This is a genomic window from Chryseobacterium sp. Leaf180 (assembly GCF_001424585.1).
In the GTDB taxonomy this organism is placed as follows: domain Bacteria; phylum Bacteroidota; class Bacteroidia; order Flavobacteriales; family Weeksellaceae; genus Chryseobacterium.
Genome location: NZ_LMPJ01000009.1, coordinates 149,466 through 170,909, shown reverse-complemented (window position 1 = coordinate 170,909; position 21,444 = coordinate 149,466). Strand labels below are relative to the sequence as shown.

The window sequence follows — 21,444 nt, the reverse complement described above, 5'->3', positions numbered from 1 at the left end:
CTTTAACTCCTCCGGAGATTTTTTTTTGTAGCCATTTTAAAGATTTTATTGTTGTCTTACCAAAGTTWATAAAATGGCGAAGGGGAAAAGCTACCGGAGGTTTAGTTCAACAAGGGTCTTTATGGTTTAAGATTAGGATTTTTTATTGAACTTTTTTTGCTAAAATTCCCATCTTCGGCTAAGCCCCAAAACGTAGGATTAAGTCTCAAAAAACGATTAATTTTTGTCAAGAATTTGCGTTGTCATTTTCATTAAGCTTTTCCATCACAAATTTTGCAGTTACCCCATGTATTAATATTGATAGAAGAATAGTTAGGGTAACGATAGCCCATAGCGTATCTTTATGGTCAAAATTAAATTTACTAAATCCAAATGCGAGATAGAATATTGAGCCCATTCCACGGATGCCAAAAAATCCTATAGCAAGCCGATCTTTATTTCCTATCTTTCCATTATTCAATACCAACCATCCAAATAATGGTCTTACTATTAATAGAAAAATTGCTGAAAATAAAATTATTTTCCAGTTAATCGGGTTTAGTATCCCCATAGCTAAAGCTCCACCAAAAACAATTAGTAGCAAGCATAACAGCAGCCTTTCAATTTGATCGGTAAAGGCATGAAGTTTATCATGAAACTGGTGTCTTTTCTCAAAATGCCTTAGTGTAATCGCGCATATAAATACAGCAATGAAACCATACCCATGTATCAGCTCTGTTATACCATAAACCGACAAGGTAGCTGCCACAGCAACAAGACCGTCTCTTGTTTTTAAAGTCTCATATTTTTTAGCTATTTTAAATAACAAAATACCGACACCCTTACCAAAAATATATCCTACTAATATACCGGCTACTATCCGGTAGAGTACATCAAAGGCAAACCAACCAAAAAAACTAATTTCTTTTCCGGAAAGTATAAGACCACAGGTAATAGCAAGCCAAGTAAACGGAAATGCTATCCCATCATTTAATCCAGCTTCAGAGGTTAGAGTGAATCTTGCTTCTGATTGCATCTGATCGTTTGGAGGGCCAACCTGCACATCTGCTGCAAGTACGGGATCAGTAGGAGCTAAAACCGCACCAAGCAATATTGCCGATGCAAGACCTAAACTCAGGAAATAATATCCCAGAAACGTTGCTGCGCCAATACATAAAAGCATGGTGATTCCTACAAGTTTCAAGGGAGACGACCAGGCTGTTAGAGAAAATGCACGGTCGATTTTTATGCCAGTACCCATCAGAGATACAATAACAATCAGTTGTGTAAGATGGAGCGTTAAACCTTCATTTTTTTGTGGAAGCGGATTCGGCAGTAGATCAGGAATTAAAAGATAAAGTAGAAATCCTGCTGCAACATAAAATATAGAATATGAAATTCCTATTTCTGTGAAATTTGTGGCATCCAAGCCATACTAAAAGAAATAATTCCAATTACTGTAAAAATGATTAGATACGGATCCGTAGATAAAAAACTCATATAATTGCTATAATCACGTTTAAAATAATTTTAGATTTATTTCATTTGTAAGATAATATGAATAGTATTGCGATAAATTATCAAATTATTAGCCAGAGTTTTTTTTAAACCTAAATGTTGTACCGGCAATTATGCGTTAGGGAAATCAAATACTACCTTTCAAAACTACTCCTTTCTTGGGATCATAACAAAATAGTAATTGCAAGCCAGCAAGCTACTTCGCTATTGAGTGAGCCTTTGGTGTAAGTCGGAATGATTCTTTAATTTCATTTTGTCATTATTATGCCACCTGACCTCTGATAATAAAATACTAGAATAAGCCGAACCAAGAACACTCCTCTTCAATACTACCGATACAAAGTTTAAACCTATAAATAGTATCTATTGCCATTTCGAAATTGATATAATACAATGAGGTCAAACTTATAAGTTTCAGTTATCATTCCCCGGTTAAAAGAAAACTTTCAGAAGAGTTACACTAAATATCAGTTTATCTTATCATTTTCTTCAACAAACTTAACATTCAAGGATTCTCAGCAAATTTTATATATAAGCTGAAAGTGCAGAAAGAATAACAAAATGACTTCATATACTATTATCTATTAATATAGAACGCTGATTAGATATCGTGATAATCCGAGATGCTATTCAAAGTTTTGGTAAAGAAAATGAAAAAAAAAATATGATCATAACACTAATACTGTTGCGAAGCAAAGACGTGAAATTACAGATAAGTTCTTAGATTAGATTTGGAGAATATGGTAGATAAATAATAATTATAATTTAGTGCTTCTGCAAATTACTATGAGAGAAAAAGATTATGAAATTATAAATAACTGCAACATGGAGGATTTTAATAGCTCTATGCTTTATTCCTCGACAATCTGTTTGAAGCAACTATTAATCTATCGTAATGAAATTATTATCAATTTTCAGGAGTGTAACTTCAAAGATTCAGCTACTATTTCCTATCTGATACCTGTTGCTAACTGCGATAATGTACATATACGGATATTTAGAAAAGCAATTGTATGGATGAAAAATAATCACCCATTAAAATTATAGATTTTATAATCTTCTAAATATTATTTGTAAATCATTTTTTATAATGCTTATCACGCTATTAGCGGGGTTTTTTATGTAATAATTAATTTCCTTTAAAAGTCAGTTAAGTTGATCAAAATAGAAATACCTTACAGTTAATTAAGTTAGTTATCAATTATTTTAATATGATGTCAATATTAGAATTTAACTACTGAAATTGTATTATTGAATTTAATATCTGATCGTTCAGGGTTCTTAATTTAGAATCTGCCGTATTTAACAATTTATCCAAACTTGGATTTCTTGCATACATACTGTTGTTTTGAAAATCCAATACTGCTTCACAGATATAATTAATATAAAGAAGCGATTTTAAATAATCTGCTGTCCAATAAATTTGAATTTTAGTGGTTTTAGAAAAAATCTGACCTTCTTGAATTTTATATATAAGAATTTCATCAAATATTTCAGTTTCAAGATCTGTATTGACCGCATAAAAACATCCCAATTCACCGGTGTCTTCAAATACAACAGTTATCGGAGCTTTAGGAGAACTATGCACAAAAAATTCTTCACCTTTGTAAAAATTATCTTCAGCATCAAGAATAATATATTTTTCTTTTTCCATGTTGACAGTTTTAATACAATAATTTCTTTGCAATAATTCCAATACGAAATATCCACTATTTTTCTGTATGAATTTATGCTTATGGTCATAAAAAAATCCCGAACGCCGTTCAAGATTACAAGCTTAATTATGGTTTATTTATTTCAATGCTGCTTTAAGCTTTTCAGCAGCATAGGCTTGTGCTTCTTTTGCTTCAAGTACAATAATCGCCATTCCGAAAAATTCGTGGGTTACGCCATCATAATTTTTACTGTCAACTTTAACTCCCGCATCAGAAAGTTTTTCAGCAAGCATGATTCCATCCTGATTAAGGGGATCAATTTGAGCTGTGATGATTATAGTCGGTGGTACATCTTTTAAATTGGCATTTACCAGTGACATTCTTGTATCTTTTGCTTCGCTCATATTGTTTAAATAGTTTTTGGTTAACCATTCCATCACCGGTTTGTTGAGTGGCTTTGCCGCTGCATATTCAACATATGATTTAGTATTCATATCAGATTGTGTAATGGGATATACCAATACCTGATATAAAGGCATCATGATTTTTTTGTCACGTGCCATAATCGATACAATGGCAGCAAGATTTCCACCGGCACTTTCGCCTACTACTGTAATTTTAGAGGGATTGCCTTTAAATGAAGCTGCATTTTTTACGACGCATTCGTATGCAGCAAACGCATCATTGTGCGCAGTAGGAAATTTATGTTCAGGTGCCTGACAGAAACGATAATTGATCCAGTTTGTTCAGCGATACCCTGAGCTGATGCATTGTAGACATCCAGATCAGCTATGACAAATCCACCACCATGGTAATATACAATGACAGGAAAAGGTCCGTTACCGCTTCTAGGAGTATACATTCTAAGATGTATTTTACCGTTTGCTACCGGGATATCTATACCCGTCGTATCAACCCTTTGCAGCAGAAATCTGAATTTTATTCCCTTTTACCAGATCCATTATTCTTGTTATCTCCATTTTAAGTTTAACAGTTTCCACAACGGTCAGCAGTTCACTTACTTCTTTTATATTTAGTAGGTGGATTTGCTCTTGGAACCTATAACTTTCCTCTGCTCAAAAAATCGTTCAAAAATCTTATCATCGCAACAGTGTGAGCTTATAGGTTTCTGGATTTTATTTCTACATCATTCCTGTTAAGGACGTACAATCAGAACTTTTGGCAAGGACTTCACCCAACATTTATGATGTTCTGATTGCTTTTTTGGTGGTCTGGTAGGTATCATAGCCATAACAAGGGTAGAAAAAGGAAATCCTATTCCGGCTGTTGCTATTGCAACGGCATTGATGCCTCCCCTGTGTACGGCAGGATTTGGTCTTGCTACTTTTAATTTTTTCCTCTCAATCTTCAACAATTAAAGACTGGAAATGGCTACACTAAAAGGTCTTAAAGCAGCATAGTCTCATCAAATTACGTTAGAATATAGATAAGTATTTTACTATTTGTAAATTTTTTTTACATTAACATTTTATTTATTTATTATTTTTACAGTCACTATAAATACAATAGCCTGAAACAGTAGATAACATGAGTGACTTTTTAATAGGTATCGGAAAAAGATTAAAGGATATAAGAAAAAAAAATAATCTTACTATTAATGATCTTGCTACGAGAGCGAGCGTGAGCAATGGTTTGGTTTCCAGAATTGAGAACGGGAGGACGATTCCCTCGTTGCCGGTTTTACTTGAACTGATACAGTCTTTGGATATTGATGCCAGTTATTTTTTTGAAGGTGTTGAGAAAAAATCTAATGCAAAATTTATTTTTGTACCGAAAGAAAATCAGCAGGTTATAGAAAAAGAAGTAGAGGCTGAAGGTTTTAAATATATGCATATTTTCAGCAAAAGTCTGCATTCATTAGGGTTTGAAGCGGTTTTGTTGACCTTGGAACCCAACTCCAAAAGAGATAAAGTAATTACAGATGCCTGGGAATTTAAATATATCTTAAAAGGCAAAGTAAAATACATCATAGATAATGAAGAAGTTGAGCTTCACAAAGGCGACTCGCTTTATTTCAATGGAAAATTACCTCATGTTCCGGTCAGTATTTCAGACGAAGACTGTCTGATGTTGGTGCTTTATTTTTACTCTGATAAAAGTTGAAAACTGAGTTAGTTTTTCTTTCTTTTTATTGTAAAAGTTTACAAATAGTAAAATTTAGATTTTTTATATTTAAAATTGTTAATATAAATTCGACAATATAACCTTGCACAAAATGGACTGCTTATCAGCAGTTCATTTTTTATTTATTCAAATAACTCCCTAATTTACAGTGTTCTAAACTGTTTAATCATTTGAGTTTCAATAGAACTTAGATCCTGATTCCGTAAGATTGAGTTAATATTCATCCATTATTTATTAAATATAAATTAATATTAAAATTTTACATATATTAAAATTAATGAGTTGTTTTGCAATAGAAATTTAATATATGTAAACAATGGAAACAATTATAAAAAAATCTTTATTTCCTCTTTTTGCCTGCTGTACCATATTTGTGTCGGCACAAAAACAAATCGTCACAGGAACGGTTTCAGATAACAATCAGCCACTTCCGGGCGCTACGGTTAAAATCAATGGAAGCTCAAAAATTGTAATCACAGATGTTGACGGAAAATTTTCTGTCAATGATTTGAAACCTGGTCACTACGATTTACAGTTTACATACATCGGTTATGAACCTCAAAACATGGCTGTTGATCTGATATCAGATCAGTCGCTTGATTTGGGAATTATTTCAATGTTTCAGAAACAGAAAAATATTGATGAGGTTGTAGTAACTGGATCTTTGAAAAACAGTGAAGCCCGGGCATTGAATATGCAGAAAAATGCTATCAATATTTCAAACGTCATTGCTTCAGACGGCATCGGAAAACTGCCGGACAGAAATGCAGCGGAAACTGTACAGAGAGTTCAGGGAGTCTCTATCGAGCGTGATCAGGGCGAAGGAAGATTCGTTTCTTTAAGAGGACTTCCGCCTTTCTGGGCTTCCACAACCATTAATGGAAACAGACTTCCAACCGCTGAAGAAGAGACCACGTCCAGAGCGACAGCTTTTGATTTTTTCCCTACCGAATTGATTTCTTATGTTCATGTCAACAAATCTTTTACCCCGGATATGGAAGCAGATGGTATAGGCGGAGGTGTCAACTTCATTACCAAAACTCCTCCGATGAAAACGGAATTCAGAGGAACTTTGGGGACAGGTTACAATGCAAAGTCTGACAAAGGTGTTTATAATCTGGGACTGCTTTACGGCGGAAGAACGAAAGATAAGAAGTTCGGATATCTTGTTAATTTTTCGCACTTCATCAGAAACTGGTCAACAGATAATTTTGAAGCAAGAAGAAGCGGTGACGAAGGGGTTTTCAGAATGGAACTCCGTGATTATAATGGGGTAAGAAAAACCACAGGAGCCAACGCTGCTTTAGAATATGTGCTGTCACCAAAAAGCACCCTGTATTTGAAAGGAATGTACGGAACGCTTTCTGATGACGAAACGCACTACAAACACAGAGTGCGGTTTGATAAATTCAGTGCGGCCAACAATACGGCCAGAGTTGAGCTTCAGAATATTCACAATTTACTGATTACAGAACTGACTTCAGTTTCTTTGGGTGGAGTTCATCAGTTAAACAAAAGTAAAATTGACTGGGATCTTTCCTACTACAACAACCTTTTTAAATACGGTAACATTCCGGATAAGCAGAATAATTCTTACTATGTTATTAAATACACCCAAAACGGTGTGGGAATCAATCCAAATTATATTTCTGATAAAGGAAACGGCCCGAGAGCTTATTGGAAAGCAGATGGCGGAAAGTTAGACTACAAAGATCCCGATGCACTATTTGGTTTTTACAGCAACCCGAATTATAAAATGGATGCTTCTCAAATGAGATTCACTGATCTGGAATTTTACAAAGTGCATGTTCAGGAAAAAGATAAAATTGTTGCCGGTTTCAACCACGAAATCAATGTTTCGGATGAATTAACTTTAAAATACGGTTTAAAATACCGGGATAAAGAACGAAATGCCCGCTTCTCTGACATTTTCTATAACTGGTCTAACGGCACGGCTCCCTTATTATCAGATTTCGGTCAGCATATCACCACTCAACCTGGAGCAGCGAATTATCTGAGCGAACTGAATACCAATATCGGAAATACTTTCGGTCCCGTACTTTCCACAGGCGGAATGGATCAGTTCTGGTTCCAGAATCAGGGAAATTTAACCATCAACAAAACCGATTCTGAGGCATTAGAATACAACAAAGCATTAGGAAGAAATTTCGACGTCTTCGAAAAGCATGCCGACGCCTACGGAATGGGAACATATAAAATCAGTGACAAAATAACCGTTCTGGGAGGTCTGAGATTATCAAACACTCATACCAAAGTAAAGGGTTATAATGTTGTTGAAGATGTTTTAACACCCGTTGAAAATGTCAAAAACTATCTTGCTGTCTTACCAATGTTGCACTTGAAATATATGATCAACGACAAAACCAATTTACGTTTTGCTGCAACCCGTACTTTTTCAAGACCAAATTTCGGAGACCTTACTCCAGGTGGAACATACATTGAAGCAGACAACGAGTTTAAGGGTGGAAATCCAAACCTTAACCCGACCTACTCGGTCAATTTAGACTTAATGGGCGAATATTATTTCTCAAATGTCGGGATTTTAAGCGGTGGGGTTTTTTATAAATCTATTACTGATCCTATTTTTCAGGATTCTTTTATCGGAAATTATAATGGAAACACTGGTGTACAGTTCAGTGCTCCCAACAACGGAAAAGCAGCCTGGTTAGGCGGAATCGAATTGGGAATCAACAGAAGATTTGATTTTCTGCCGGGATTCCTGCAATACTTCGGAACGCAGCTGAATGCCACGTTTATGACTTCTGAGATGGAAAAGCCCAGCGGAAGAATGGTAAAACTTCCTTACCAGGCCAAAGAACTGTACAATATCCAGTTGTTCTTCGAGAAAAAAGGATTCAATGCAAGACTGGCTTACAATCACAAAGGGAAATTTGCAGTAGAATATGCTGAAGAAGATCTTTATGATTCTTACTACGGAAAATACAGCAATCTTGACTTTGGAACATCTTACCAAATCAATAAGCATATCACTGTTTTTGCCGATGTCAACAACATTTTGAATAAACCTTTGATTTATCATTTCGGAAAAGACGAGCAAAGACCGGAACAGGTGGAATATTACGGTGTAAGAGGAAACATTGGGGTAAAGCTTAATTTCTAAAATAATGATTACTCCATCAAAAAATAATACACTGAATGTAACTCTGAAAGCGGCCATCGCTGCTTTCGGGGTCTACTTCTGCATGTATGCCTTCAGAAAACCTTTTGCTGTAGCTTCATTCAGCAATCTGGAGTTTTTTGGTTTCGATTATAAAATTCTGATTATCATCGCTCAGGCAGTCGGGTATTTTATTTCAAAATTTATCGGAATTAAATTCATTTCAGAACTGAAACCTCAGAAAAGAATTCTTTTTCTTTTGGTCTTTATCGGAATTGCCGAGCTTGCTTTGCTGGGATTTGCAGTCGTTCCTGCGCCATACAATATTTTGTTCATGTTCATCAACGGAATTCCTTTGGGCATGATCTGGGGAATTGTTTTCTCTTACATTGAAGGACGAAAAACCACCGAAATTATCGGATTATTTCTCTGTTCAAGCTTCGTAGTTTCTTCAGGAGTGGTAAAATCTGCCGGAAAATTTTTGATGGACAGTTTTGGAATTTCGGAATTCTGGATGCCGTTTGCAACAGGTCTACTTTTCATTATTCCGTTGATTATTTTTGCGGTTTTATTAAATAAAATTCCGGCTCCGAATGAAGAAGATATCACTCTTAAAAAAGAAAGAAAACCTTTGAGTGAAGAGGAAAGAATGTCTTTGGTCAAAAGGTTTTTCCTCCCGTTGGTCAGCATCACGATCCTTTATATTGGTCTTACTGTTTTGCGTGATTTCCGTGATAATTTCAGCCGTGAGATTTGGGATGAGATGAGCGGTAACGCAGACAGTTCAGTTTTCACTTTGACGGAAGTTCCAATCTCGATAATGGTTTTACTGATTCTTGGTATTATGGTTAAGGTAAAAAACAATAAAAAAGCCTTTGCATACTATCATTATATTCTTTTTGGCGGAATTATTTTGGTTGCATTATCCACTATTTTATTTCAGAGCAACATCATTTCTCCATTTTTATGGATGACTGTATCTGGTTTCGGAATGTATCTCTGTTATATTCCTTTTAACGGAATTTATTTTGACCGGATGATTGCTGCTTTTAAAATAAAAGGAAATGTAGGATTCTTCATTTATTTCGTTGACGCATTTGGATATTTGGGAAGCGTTTCCGTTCTGTTTCTGAAAAATTTAGGATCACAAGACCGCTCGTGGCTTCAGTTTTATATTCATCTTAATTATATCATTGCAGCAATCGTTTTACTTTTTTCTGTTGTTGCATTTTTAGCATTCCAAAAAAAATCGAGGTCAAAGTCAAATGCTGAAGACGAAGAAACATCACAGGTAATTCGTTTTGATGCTTTTAAAATTTAAAATAATACATATGAATACTCAATATGATTTAATCGTTGTAGGTGGCGGAATTTTAGGAACATTCCACGCATACCACGCTTTACAGAAAAATCTGAAAGTGGCGATTCTGGAAAGAAATTCTATTCCCCAGGGCGCAACCGTAAGAAATTTCGGACAGGTAGTTCCATCGGGAATGGATATTAAATGGCAGAATTTCGGAAAAGAAAGTTTAAATATTTATAAAGATCTACAGTCTAAAGCCGATCTGACCGTAAGACAAAATGGTTCAGTTTATATTGCTTCAAATGATGAGGAACTGCAGCTGATTGAAGAACTGGCTCAAATTAACAAAAACAATGATTACGAATCAATCATTCTTTCAAAAAGTGAATGCATCCAGAAGTTTGACGGTCTCAGATCTGATTACTGTAAAGGCGGATTGTTTTACCCACAAGAGATTTCAGTTGATTCCAGCGAGATGATTGTAAAACTTCATCAATATCTGAAAACTCAGGAAGGCCTGGATATTTTCTACAATACCACTGTGGTAGAAACGAATGAAAATAATTCTCAGTGTACTGTCTTGACAGCAGACGGAAAGAAATTCAACTCATCTAAAATCATCATTTGTGGCGGACACGAGTTTAAAACATTATATCCTGAAACTTTTAATGAAAGTGATCTTGAAGTCAGCAAACTGCAAATGCTTCAGACCAAACCGCAGGGAATTTATTCACTTCCTGGAAATATTCTGACCGGACTTTCCATCAGAAGATACGAGTCATTTACCGAATGTGCATCTTTTGACAAAATAAAAAGTGGAGAAGACAAAAACTTATTTGAAAAGAAATTCGGAATCCACATTTTATTTAAACAGGCTTTGGATGGCTCTGTTATTATCGGCGATTCTCACGAATACGCAGATGCCAAAAATGCAGATGATCTTGGTTATGATTTAAATATGGATATCGACGAATTTATGATTAATGAAGCTAAAAAAATAATCGATTTGCCAACCTACGAAATTCAGAGAAGATGGTTTGGAATTTATTCTCAGTGCAAAACTAAAGATATTTTTGAGCACAATGTTTCGACCAACATTCACATTGTGACAGGTATTGGCGGAAAAGGAATGACAGGAAGCGGCGGCTTCGCAAAATTTAATATTGATAAAATTTACTCTTAAAAATGAATGCGATAGAATTATTGGTTCTGGATATGGCCGGAACAACGATCGATGAAGATAATGTAGTGTATAAAACACTTACAAAAGCAGTCACTGACTTTGGTTATCAGGTGACTTTAGATAAAGTTCTGGAAATATGTGCCGGAATGGAAAAAGCGGAAGCTATTAAAAATTTACTGGAAAACATAGAAGGAAATACAGAAGATACGGAAGTAATCTTCGAAAAGTTTTCTGATGAATTGGCTCTTGCTTATAACGATCTCAACGTAAAACCCATCGCCGGAGTTGAAGAATTTTTGTTAAAAGTAAAATCTAAAGGTAAAAAAGTGGTTCTAAATACCGGCTACACGCAGAAAATTGCCCAACAATTGCTCACAAAACTTAACTGGAAAATTGATGTTCATTATCATGCACTTATTACTGCCGACGATGTTTCTGAAAGCAGACCAAGCCCCGAAATGATCATCCTTGCGATGAAAAAATTCGGAATTACCGATCCCAAAAAGGTTTTGAAAGCTGGAGATTCTGCCATCGATATTCAGGAGGGGAAAAACGCAGGCTGCGGAATGACAATTGCCGTTTTGAGCGGTGCACAAACCAGAGCACAACTTGAACTGGCATCACCTGATCATATTTTAAACAACCTATCAGAGGCTGAATATATTCTTTTTTAATTACTTCAAAAAACTGATTACGGAAGTAATTCTGTAGTCAGTTTTAACTCAATTCCAAAATTAAATCTTTAAAATAGTTATTATGAAAACAAAACTTCTTTCTCTTCTGCTCATAACCGGCGCAATGATGAGTGCTCAGACCAAAAAAGTCCTGTTCATAGGGATAGATGGGTGCAGACCTGATGTGATGATGTCATCGAACACGCCTAACATCCAGGGATTATTGCCTACTGCAATCTATTCTTTAGATGCGATAACGCTGGCACCGACATGGAGTGGAAACGGCTGGAGTACGATGCTTTCCGGAGTATACCATAATAAACATAATGTACAGGATAACAATTTTACGGCTCCCAATTTTACAGCTTATCCTGATTTTCTTTCAAGAATTGAAACCTACAATGCAAATTTGAAAACCATCTCCCTGGCACACTGGGCTCCCATCAACAATACTATTATTCAGAATGCAGATGTAAAAACCAACTTCTCAACTGATCTTGCAGTTAAAAATGCAGCGGTTAATGCCCTGCAAAACGATAATCCTGATGTACTTTTTGTAGATTTTGATGACGTAGATCACGCGGGACATTCGTACGGTTTCTCTTCGGCTGTGCCCCAATATGTAACTTCTATTCAGGTAACAGATACTTATGTCGGTGAAATACTGACAGCGATGAAAAACAGAAGTACTTATAATAATGAAAACTGGTTGGTAGTAGTTACCACTGATCATGGGGCTACCGATACAGCCCACGGTGGAGCAAACCTTTCTGAGAGAGATATTTTTTCAATTTACTCGAATCCATCATTTACGTCTCAGCAAATCAGCAAAACGCAAAATCAGAATACACCAACGTATAACCGGGTAAATTTTCCCGCCGGAACTTATGCGAAACCTTCCGTTCAGAGTGGCTTTAATTTTGGAGCAACACAGGATTTTACGGTTGAATTCTGGATAAAACCTAATTCGAACTATACAAGTGACCCGGTTTTTATCGGCAATAAAAACTGGAATAATGGTTACAATAAAGGTTTTGTAATTTCAGGATCTTCGGGCCAGAATTTTAAAATGAATATCGGTGACGGAAGCAACAGACTGGACTTAACGGGTGGAAAACTTGTAACTAACCAATGGAAGCATATCGCTGTAACGTTTGACAGAGACGGTCTTGCGACAATGTATGATGACGGAGTTCCTGTAACTGTTGGAAAATTGAATACCATTGGTGACATCACTTCAAATCTACCGTTAACCATCAATCAGGACGGTACGAATACCTATAGTGTCAACCTCGCTGCCTCTTATAAAGATATAAGAATCTGGAATGCGAAATTGTCGAATGAAGCCATTTTACAGTGGGCTAATCAGGACGTCACGAGTTCCCATCCTTTTTACGCTAATCTTTTGGCAAATTATAAAATGACTGAAGCTTCTGGAAATACTTTGACAGATTCAGGACCATTAGGCAATAATGCAACAATTACCGGTTCTCCGACGAGAAATCTTCAGACATCAGAAACTTTTACCATACAGAATTATCTGAATACACCAAGACAGACCGATCATTTTCCAACTGTACTTAACTGGCTATGTATTCCCGTACAGTCAGTCTGGGGAATTGATGGCGTAAACAGAATTCCGCAGTGCAGTAGTGGAAGTCTTGCTGTAACTGAAATTACCGATAGTGAATCAGAATTTAAAGTCTATCCCAATCCGGCCAGCAAGGAAATTAATTTTAAACTGAAATCAACTCAAAATAAAATCAAAGTGCAGATCATCGATTTCTCAGGAAAAGTGGTTTTCTACAAAACAGTAAATTCTTCAATGGGGAATTATGACGAAAATATTGATATACAGTCATTACCCAATGCAAATTACATTATCGTGGTTAACACAGCAAGCAAACGGTTTCAAAAAACATTTGTAAAAAAATAACCGCTGGAATAATTGATTTTTAGAGTACAGACTGTTTTTTTTAGTCTGTACTTTTTATGTTTAATTAAAATAATAATCCTTAATAATAATCCTTCTTGAAAAGTAGAGTTCACAATACTGTTTAAAAATATGGTCTTACAAATTTTTAAAACGATCTCATTATCTTTACTTACCAAATCAAACAAATGAAAAAATTTTCTTTGTTCCCGTCTCTCATGTGCATGATCTTTTTTAGTATAGTTTCATGCGATAAAACTTCCTACAAAGCGGTAGAGGAGAGAAATTTCTCAGACATGCCGGTGGGCTCCGTGGACACTGGTGCGTCCTCAGCTGTTAAATCTGTAATAAAATCGGAAGATTCATTGGCATTAAAGTTAAAAGATTATATCATTTCGAAATATCTGAAACCTGAAGATCTCAGGGTTATTGATCCGGGAGAGCGAAAATTTCATATGCAGCAAATTGATTTAAACAGCGATGCTAAAAAAGAAATATTCATCAGTTTCTACACCCCTTACTTCTGTGGTTCAGGTGGTTGCACTTTGTTACTTCTGGACAGCAAATTAAAATTAATCAACAGATTTACCGTAATCCGGACTCCGATAACTGTAGATTCGCAAACTGAAAACGGATGGAAAGTACTATGGTTTAAGGAAGGCAATTCTTGGAAAAAACTGATGAATAAAAATGGAAAATATCCATCAAATCCATCTTTGGTAAAGCCAACTGAAGAAGTTCCGGAAACCGATGCAGTAAAACTCTTTGATACAGATACATCAAAATCATATTCATTTTAAAATTAATCCCATGAAAAAAACTATTTTTTTAGCAGTATTCTTTACAATCTCCTCACTGACCAGTTTACACGGACAGAAAATTACTGATGGAGGAACAGTAGACGTCAATGGTTTGGATGTCAGTTTTAATATCCTGAATAAAGAATCTGTTACCGTGGGTGGTAAAAATTTTGACCGCTACAAAGTTTCTGCTACGGCAACCAATAAAAGTGGGAACAGCATTAATATGAGACTTGCAAGCGCTCCTCAGATCGTTATTAATAACGCTTTGGTTGAAATCAACTGCATCAATGCCACAGGAGCCAAACTTACATCAAAGAAAATCGATTTGAAACCAAAAGCACATACACTTAATGTGACGTATTGGGCATACAACAAAGAAGGTAAATATGTAAGTTCAGTACTTCCTGTAGTCGCAGGATATTATCTTGATCTGGGAGATACGGTAAGTGACAATGCGGTTTTCATTGTACCACAGGGCGAAGAGCCAAATGTTTCGGTGAGAAAGCTGCAGTAGTTCAGAAGCTTAGATTTACATTAGTTATAAAATCTATTTTTACGAAAAAAAATGAATTTGTAAATAAATGTTTATCAGTTATTACCTGTTCATATAAAATTGACAGTTAAAACATAAAAGTGATGCCTTACCGCTTCACTTTTTTATTTAAAAAAATATCTCAACGGTCAAGGCCAAATAGTATAATTATGATTACAATAAGTATTAAGGAAAGTATAAGATACATGAGATAACTTGCCAGACTTTTAATTAAAACCTGCGACAGTGATAGATTTTTGAAAAATTGCTTATTGATCCAAAGTATTAGTATGAAATCCAGCACCAGAAGCAGATGTGATATAGTATTAAATACGGAACGATCTTTAAAGAAGTAAAGAACCGGAAGAAAGAGTATATGTACTACCAGACTTTGTGAGGTCTTAAAAGCTTCAAAAATGATAAATTCAAAAAAAAAATTATATCCTGTTTTTTTAAACATAATGAACGTTGTAAGTGCGTAGATCGGGATCGTCGCAACGACAAACCAGTAATAATGTTCAAATACCTTTTCCACAATCAATTCGGAAGATTGATCGAGGGTTGGTCTGTCATTAAGATTCAAAAGGTGATAAATCATAGCGTAGATCGTAGCCAGAACAATTACCATCGAAATCGGTCTGAAATGATTGACTCGTTTACCCGCAATGTACTCATCAATGACAAAACCAGGCTTTCCGAAAAGTTTTTTTAAGGAATAAGGGATTCCCTTATCATAATGCAGAAGACCATGCTGAACATCCTCCCATAGAAATTCGTGGTTGATCCTTTTGGTTTTGGCCGACTGACCGCACTAGTTGCAGTAGTTCCCGTCAAATGAGTTTCCGCAGTTTTTACAAATGGTCATAAAACGAATTTTGATTTTAGCTTTAGAAATAAATGTGCGCAAAGAAATGCTTTAATAATGTATACAACTGCAATTAATTTTTTATAATAAAATTATAAAAAAGACTGAATTGTAGCCAATGTACGCTTTTTATAGATAAAAAGTGAGTGTTTTAAAGTTTCGTGCGAAAAATATCTATATGATTAGAAATATATCAGTGCTTGAAAAATTCCACGTTTTCCTTCTCCATCTGATATTCGGCGCTCAAAATTTTAATCTGATCATTTCTCTCCATTTCCTCTAGAATAGCACTATTCTGCCTGATGTTATTGATAGTCATATGAATATTGGTTTCAGTAACTAAATCAAGGAACTTTTCGCTTTTCGATATTTTTTCACCAGAAAAATTGTTTGAAGCCTCTATCACAGCAGGTTTTATTTTGAATAAGAGTGCGGTAATATTTCCTAATCTTACATCTTCAACTGCGGACTTAATTGCAGCGCAATTCTCATGACCCCTAACGATTATTACCTTTGCACCGGAAACCTTACAAGCATATTTTAAACTGCCTAAAATATCTTCATTGCTTATATTACCTGCTACTCGTGCAACAAATAAATTGCCTATCCCGAATGAAAGACATACTCTACTGGTACTCTGGAGTCTTAAAAAGATAAAATGACCGATGCCGGATACTGTCCGATTGATGCCTTCCCAATTCTTTTCGAAGTGTTTCGTATAGTAAGATCATCCTGCATATATTCTTTATTTCTCTCCTTCAAAATGGCAAGAATGGTATTTGGAGTCAATCGGGATCGATATTCTTCTGTTAAAAAATAATCATCACTGATATCTTCCTTGTTAAGAGTTATAGAATTTTGATTCATATTTCTTGTACAGGAGACCAGTACAGATAGTGTACAGATATTATAAAAATTACAAGAATGGATTTCATCTTAAAGATTAGATTAGGAGTTTTAAGCTGTTGGTTTTACTTTGAAGATTTTATATAATTAAAATTAAAAAATTACAAGTTATCTATCTTAATACTGAGTTTAGGATTGAGCAGGATTTCATTATGATCTTTAATATAAAAGTTTGATTATTTAGTAATAACTTTATTTTAAAGGTTATAGAATCGATTGAAGAAAATTTGATTACCTAATTTTTATGGATAAATGTAATTCAAGCAACAGATAATTTGAATTTTTGAATGGTGTGGCAAATTTTTTAAAAATAAAAGATTAGGATAGATTCGTCAGACTTTATTAAGATAAATTATTTCTTGATCATAAAAGTTAAATCCTGAAATATATTCAGGATTTAACAGCTTTTGATGGTTTATTATCTTTTGATGTAGCGTTTTGATAGTATCAATGATTATACCGTCGTTTTGGAAAATCTACTAATGAATGAAATCCAGAATTAATAACGTTTTATAATTTTAAATTTTATACTTAGGATCTTGATTATAACGGCGTTTGTATCTAAAATATAGAGTTTGTAGATGAACTGCCTTTACAGCAACATTAGGATTTGAAATCAAAGCTCCTCCGTTGGTAGTCGCTCCTATTACGATGCCCGCAGAAATCAGCACTACATTTTTGATAATATACTGTCCTAANTAAATCTTATACTTAGGATCTTGATTATAACGGCGTTTGTATCTAAAATATAGAGTTTGTAGATGAACTGCCTTTACAGCAACATTAGGATTTGAAATCAAAGCTCCTCCGTTGGTAGTCGCTCCTATTACGATGCCCGCAGAAATCAGCACTACATTTTTGATAATATACTGTCCTAATAGTGTGGGCACAAGAAAAACTCCTGACCAGGTTTCGTTTCGGAAAATTATTAAAGGTGTAAGTGTACCGATCATCTGCAGGTATAATAAAAAAAGTGTTATTTTCATGAATCTTCCACTCAAAAGACCAATTCCTATCGCGCATTCCCAAATAGCGAGTACCGGCATCGATATGTTTTTATCTATAAAACCGTCGGAAAGTGCGAAGATTGTCTTAGATGCGATTGCCTCGGCGAGACTTAAATTTGGAAAAAATTTTACAAATCCAAACCAAAAAAATACNAAAAGACCAATTCCTATCGCGCATTCCCAAATAGCGAGTACCGGCATCGATATGTTTTTATCTATAAAACCGTCGGAAAGTGCGAAGATTGTCTTAGATGCGATTGCCTCGGCGAGACTTAAATTTGGAAAAAATTTTACAAATCCAAACCAAAAAAATACCGCTCCGAGAGACACTCGTAAAATGACTATTCCGTTTCTTGCTTTCCAGTCGATGGCTTTGATAATAAATATCTTAAGATAGATAAGCTGATTCATCATTGTGTTTAGTTTTATCTACGACTTGAGTCACTACATAGTTTTAAAAAATCATATAACTTTTTGNAATAAATATCTTAAGATAGATAAGCTGATTCATCATTGTGTTTAGTTTTATCTACGACTTGAGTCACTACATAGTTTTAAAAAATCATATAACTTTTTGAAAATGTTACCAATTAATAGTTCAGTACTTTGAAATACTTATTTTTAAATAACTGCCACCTTATTGACAAAATATGCCCATCGTGTTAACAACAAACTGAAAACAAATAAAAATAAATTGTGAACTTCCTTTGGGAATAGGCTTTGAGCATTGGAGAATGGAACAGGATTACCTCTAATCAAATGGTATTTAGTTGTTTATAAAATTAAATCTCTGCAGAAAATGATCAACTTTATTTATCAATTTGATAATGCACTACGAGTTGCATTTATCTTTTAAAAACCTAATAAAAGAAATCCGCCTCACATTTGTAGTGAGACGGATTATGATTAAATTTCTAAAGATTTTAAGTTGAAGGTCTTATTTCTTGACGATTAATTTTTTAGAAATTTTCTGTCCTTCTTTTTCTACCTGAATAATGTAGACTCCAGACTGCAAATCAGAAAGATTTATTTTTTCAGAAATCTTCCCATTGCTGCTTCGGATCTCTGTTTTTCTGTTTACTAATTTGCCGTCCATTGCGTACACTGTATATGAAATCTTATCTTTTGAATTGGTTTCAAGTGTGAAAATTCCGTTTGACGGATTTGGATAGATGGCGAAATCATCATTCGGTTTTTCAGCTTCATTGACACCCAAGACAGAATTGATTGTGAAATTGGTGGTATTGACATTCAGAAATACATTGTCAATCGCTTTAATCATAATTCTTGCAGTTGAGCTCATTCCTAATCCTGCCGGAACGGTAAAGGTATAAGAACCGTTATTTGGAGTACTTGCAACCAGTGTTTGTGGGAACGTAAGTCCGCCATCTGTTGATAACAGTATTGCAACATTGGCAGTGCTTACGGGAGCAACATTGGTATTTGCTACATTCCACATAATGGTTTTAGATTCTCCCACATTCCAAACGGTACCTGCTGTATTTTGAGAAGTCACAATAAAAGGTCCGGCAGTAGGAGACACGGTAAGTAAAATATCATCACGACCCGTTTGTCCTCCCAGTGGATTATTATCTCTTACCAGTAAAGAAAAGTTTAACGTTCTTGCTACAGAGGACAGTTTTTCCCAAGATCTGTAATTTGTTGCCGTAAGAATTGACGGATCATACCCTTCTATAATCGTTGAAAGTCTTGGAAAATATCTTGTAGGAGATGTTGTTGCGAACAATGATCTGTGCATAGGTCCAACTGTATTGGTAGGTCTTGGAGGCATGAGTGCTGCGCCAAAATCAGTCTGTTCCCAGTTATACGTCATAGCATTTCCATCAGGATCTGTGGCTGTACCGGTCAGTGCAAAAGGTGTGCTTATAGGAATCGTTCTGTCCGGACCTGCATTTACGCCGGTTGGTTCATTATTTCCTGTCGCTACATTGACACTGCAGTTCCCTGCGCCTGTAATTCTTGTATACATTTCCTTAATACTTACTGCATGAAAATAAGCATCACTATTATTTTGGACGTTTGGAGAGCAGATTCCGGCATATCCCATGATCGTACTGGCACTTCCGGGTTCAATAGATGTAGCTGTATTTCTGTTACAGGCGTTGTTTTGAGTATGGTTTGCCCCAAACTGGTGTCCCATTTCGTGTGCTACAAAATCAATTACGAACGGATCGCCCACAGGAATACCCGAACCGGTAACACCACCTGCTTTTACAGAGTTGTTACAAACGGAAGGCGTGTAAGCTAAACCATTGTCATTTCCCTGAGTTGCCTGAAAAAATAAATGACCGATATCATAGTTGTTGACCCCGATCGCGCTATTGGTAACTGTTACATTTTCATCGATCATTTGTCCTGCATCGAGCGCATCAAAAGTGTCTGTGGTCAGAAAGAAGAGGGCATCCGTATTGGAAATCAGCTGCAGTTTAACGGAAATTTCATTTTCAAAAACCTGATTCAGACGGGCTACTGCAAGGTTTACCGCTGCTAAAATAGCCGCTTTTTTCTGTGCATCTGTTCCTGCATTCAGACCGGCCTGGTTAACAATGTATGCAGAATATTCTGTGGTGGTAGTGATAGCTAATCTGTAGGTGCGTTTTAAACCATCGATGACGGTTTTTCCTTCCAGTTCTGTTTTTAATGATTGGGTGGCAGCTTCATCTTCTTTAAAAAGACAATTGAATCCTGCTGATGAAACTGCATTTTTTCTGTTGTAGGCAATATAGGTTTTATTGTCCTTTGTGTAAGTGTCAATATAAAACATTCCGTTCACGCCTCGTACAACAGCATTTAAACCAAAAACAGGATCTACCGTAAACCTTATGTTTGTTGATGGATCTCCAATCTTGTGACCGCTGTATGATCTGATTTCTGAATATCTGCTCTGCAGTTCAGGACTCATGGTAGAAGCCTCTTTTACTTCATAGGTATCAAATGTGCCCGTTGCGTTCGGGAATTTTATCAGGATACCTTTTGCTAAAGGATACAGAGCGCCATCAGGAGCCTCTGCCAACTGTTTGTTTAATTCATTCAGATTCAGATTAAAAAGTTGATAATCTGTTACCCATACTGCACGGTCTCGGATTTCATTTACCGTTCTGTCTGCTGTAGACCATCGATTCTGTTGCGAGTAGACCGAGCCTGACCCGCAGATTAAACCGACTACCAATAATAACCATTTTTTCATAATTACTTTTTTAAAGGTTTTAAAATTATTTTTTTTGGAGTGTGTGTCAATTTGATAATTAAAATAGGTTGGGACTGTCTAGCATCGACGTATTCCCAATTTTCTATTTCTGTATAATAAACAATACTGGCATTTCCGTTATCTGATATCTTTTCTACTTGTATATCGTAGTATCTCAATTGATAAAGCCTTGGTCTCAGTACGATAATTGATTCTTTGCTTTCCAAAACAGGTATAGGAGTAGATCTGGAGTATTTTACGTCCTTTAAACTTCTGTACAGTTCACGTACTTCCTTCGTTGATTTTAAAATTGTTGCTTCGGGCAAATTCATTTTACCGTACATTCTTCTAATCTCCGTGAATTCAATATTTTTCATTTGAAGTGAGGTCGCTTTTTGCGCAGTAAAGGAAATCATAAATATAGCAATGAAAAGTACAAAAAATAAAAACGATAATAACTTAAATCTACCAATACAATTTTCACCTATAGCTTAATACATTAATTAAAATTAAGCGACTATCTATCAATGTGCATCATGGAAATGCAACTTGTGTCTGCGGTAAAACTATATATAATTAGATTATAACAGACCT

General features: G+C 35.4%; 15 protein-coding genes and 2 pseudogenes. 9 read left to right on the top strand and 8 right to left on the bottom strand.

What is annotated here, in order from left to right; translation table 11 throughout:
• Positions 1-226 precede the first annotated feature (226 nt).
• The 3 genes and pseudogenes from ASG01_RS09855 to ASG01_RS15745 all read right to left on the bottom strand — a co-directional run bounded on the left by ASG01_RS09855 (position 227) and on the right by ASG01_RS15745 (position 4,014).
• Positions 227-1,408, bottom strand: coding sequence for a cation:proton antiporter (locus ASG01_RS09855; RefSeq protein ID WP_055863219.1), 1,182 nt, complete (start codon positions 1,406-1,408; stop codon positions 227-229).
• A 1,323-nt stretch (positions 1,409-2,731) separates the two neighbouring features.
• Positions 2,732-3,151, bottom strand: coding sequence for a DUF2251 domain-containing protein (locus tag ASG01_RS09850; RefSeq protein ID WP_055863217.1), 420 nt, complete (start codon positions 3,149-3,151; stop codon positions 2,732-2,734).
• A 138-nt stretch (positions 3,152-3,289) separates the two neighbouring features.
• Positions 3,290-4,014 (bottom strand): annotated as a pseudogene (locus tag ASG01_RS15745) (alpha/beta hydrolase).
• Between the two features lie 180 nt (positions 4,015-4,194).
• Between ASG01_RS15745 and ASG01_RS15740 the strand changes: the two are divergent.
• The 9 genes and pseudogenes from ASG01_RS15740 to ASG01_RS09795 form a co-directional block, all read left to right on the top strand.
• A pseudogene (locus tag ASG01_RS15740) lies at positions 4,195-4,522 on the top strand (DUF389 domain-containing protein); the annotation flags it as partial.
• 178 nt (positions 4,523-4,700) lie between these two features.
• The gene (locus tag ASG01_RS09835; protein WP_055863210.1) at positions 4,701-5,276 is read left to right on the top strand and encodes a helix-turn-helix domain-containing protein; all 576 of its coding nucleotides are present in this window, start codon (positions 4,701-4,703) and stop codon (positions 5,274-5,276) included.
• Between the two features lie 337 nt (positions 5,277-5,613).
• The gene (locus ASG01_RS09830) at positions 5,614-8,439 is read left to right on the top strand and encodes a TonB-dependent receptor (protein ID WP_055863209.1); all 2,826 of its coding nucleotides are present in this window, start codon (positions 5,614-5,616) and stop codon (positions 8,437-8,439) included.
• A 4-nt stretch (positions 8,440-8,443) separates the two neighbouring features.
• Complete coding sequence (locus tag ASG01_RS09825) at positions 8,444-9,757, top strand: DUF5690 family protein (protein WP_055863207.1); 1,314 nt, start codon at positions 8,444-8,446, stop codon at positions 9,755-9,757.
• A 10-nt stretch (positions 9,758-9,767) separates the two neighbouring features.
• Positions 9,768-10,922: a TIGR03364 family FAD-dependent oxidoreductase gene (locus ASG01_RS09820; protein WP_055863205.1), complete on the top strand. Its 1,155-nt coding sequence runs from the start codon at positions 9,768-9,770 to the stop codon at positions 10,920-10,922.
• Between the two features lie 2 nt (positions 10,923-10,924).
• On the top strand, positions 10,925-11,596 hold the full coding sequence (locus ASG01_RS09815) for an HAD-IA family hydrolase (protein ID WP_055863203.1): 672 nt from the start codon (positions 10,925-10,927) through the stop codon (positions 11,594-11,596).
• Positions 11,597-11,678: 82 nt separating this feature from the next.
• Positions 11,679-13,532 (top strand): LamG-like jellyroll fold domain-containing protein, encoded by a 1,854-nt coding sequence (locus ASG01_RS09810; RefSeq protein ID WP_055863201.1) that lies wholly within the window; start codon positions 11,679-11,681, stop codon positions 13,530-13,532.
• A 185-nt stretch (positions 13,533-13,717) separates the two neighbouring features.
• Positions 13,718-14,329, top strand: a complete 612-nt coding sequence (locus ASG01_RS09800) for a hypothetical protein (protein ID WP_055863197.1) — start codon at positions 13,718-13,720, stop codon at positions 14,327-14,329.
• A 10-nt stretch (positions 14,330-14,339) separates the two neighbouring features.
• Positions 14,340-14,846 carry a hypothetical protein gene (locus ASG01_RS09795; RefSeq protein ID WP_055863195.1) on the top strand — a complete coding sequence of 169 codons (507 nt, stop codon included), beginning with the start codon at positions 14,340-14,342 and terminating at the stop codon, positions 14,844-14,846.
• Positions 14,847-15,006: 160 nt separating this feature from the next.
• Here ASG01_RS09795 and ASG01_RS16425 read toward each other — a convergent pair whose 3' ends face one another.
• The 5 genes from ASG01_RS16425 to ASG01_RS09770 form a co-directional block, all read right to left on the bottom strand.
• Positions 15,007-15,588, bottom strand: a complete 582-nt coding sequence (locus ASG01_RS16425; RefSeq protein WP_410492822.1) for a DUF3667 domain-containing protein — start codon at positions 15,586-15,588, stop codon at positions 15,007-15,009.
• Between the two features lie 334 nt (positions 15,589-15,922).
• On the bottom strand, positions 15,923-16,300 hold the full coding sequence (locus ASG01_RS16220; RefSeq protein ID WP_238584543.1) for a carbonic anhydrase: 378 nt from the start codon (positions 16,298-16,300) through the stop codon (positions 15,923-15,925).
• 74 nt (positions 16,301-16,374) lie between these two features.
• On the bottom strand, positions 16,375-16,596 hold the full coding sequence (locus ASG01_RS16215; RefSeq protein ID WP_238584540.1) for a hypothetical protein: 222 nt from the start codon (positions 16,594-16,596) through the stop codon (positions 16,375-16,377).
• Positions 16,597-18,579: 1,983 nt separating this feature from the next.
• Positions 18,580-20,850 carry a reprolysin-like metallopeptidase gene (locus ASG01_RS09775; protein WP_055863188.1) on the bottom strand — a complete coding sequence of 757 codons (2,271 nt, stop codon included), beginning with the start codon at positions 20,848-20,850 and terminating at the stop codon, positions 18,580-18,582.
• A 2-nt stretch (positions 20,851-20,852) separates the two neighbouring features.
• Positions 20,853-21,266, bottom strand: a complete 414-nt coding sequence (locus ASG01_RS09770) for a hypothetical protein (RefSeq protein ID WP_055863186.1) — start codon at positions 21,264-21,266, stop codon at positions 20,853-20,855.
• Positions 21,267-21,444 lie beyond the last annotated feature (178 nt).

Excerpts from the sequence above, each read along its gene's own strand:
- ASG01_RS09850 (WP_055863217.1), bottom strand. The coding sequence starts at position 3,151 with ATGGAAAAAGAAAAATATATTATTCTTGATGCTGAAGATAATTTTTAC.
- ASG01_RS09835 (WP_055863210.1), top strand. The coding sequence starts at position 4,701 with ATGAGTGACTTTTTAATAGGTATCGGAAAAAGATTAAAGGATATAAGA.
- ASG01_RS09830 (WP_055863209.1), top strand. The coding sequence starts at position 5,614 with ATGGAAACAATTATAAAAAAATCTTTATTTCCTCTTTTTGCCTGCTGT.
- ASG01_RS09825 (WP_055863207.1), top strand. The coding sequence starts at position 8,444 with ATGATTACTCCATCAAAAAATAATACACTGAATGTAACTCTGAAAGCG.
- ASG01_RS09820 (WP_055863205.1), top strand. The coding sequence starts at position 9,768 with ATGAATACTCAATATGATTTAATCGTTGTAGGTGGCGGAATTTTAGGA.
- ASG01_RS09815 (WP_055863203.1), top strand. The coding sequence starts at position 10,925 with ATGAATGCGATAGAATTATTGGTTCTGGATATGGCCGGAACAACGATC.
- ASG01_RS09810 (WP_055863201.1), top strand. The coding sequence starts at position 11,679 with ATGAAAACAAAACTTCTTTCTCTTCTGCTCATAACCGGCGCAATGATG.
- ASG01_RS09800 (WP_055863197.1), top strand. The coding sequence starts at position 13,718 with ATGAAAAAATTTTCTTTGTTCCCGTCTCTCATGTGCATGATCTTTTTT.
- ASG01_RS09795 (WP_055863195.1), top strand. The coding sequence starts at position 14,340 with ATGAAAAAAACTATTTTTTTAGCAGTATTCTTTACAATCTCCTCACTG.
- ASG01_RS16215 (WP_238584540.1), bottom strand. The coding sequence starts at position 16,596 with ATGAATCAAAATTCTATAACTCTTAACAAGGAAGATATCAGTGATGAT.
- ASG01_RS09775 (WP_055863188.1), bottom strand. The coding sequence starts at position 20,850 with ATGAAAAAATGGTTATTATTGGTAGTCGGTTTAATCTGCGGGTCAGGC.
- ASG01_RS09770 (WP_055863186.1), bottom strand. The coding sequence starts at position 21,266 with ATGATTTCCTTTACTGCGCAAAAAGCGACCTCACTTCAAATGAAAAAT.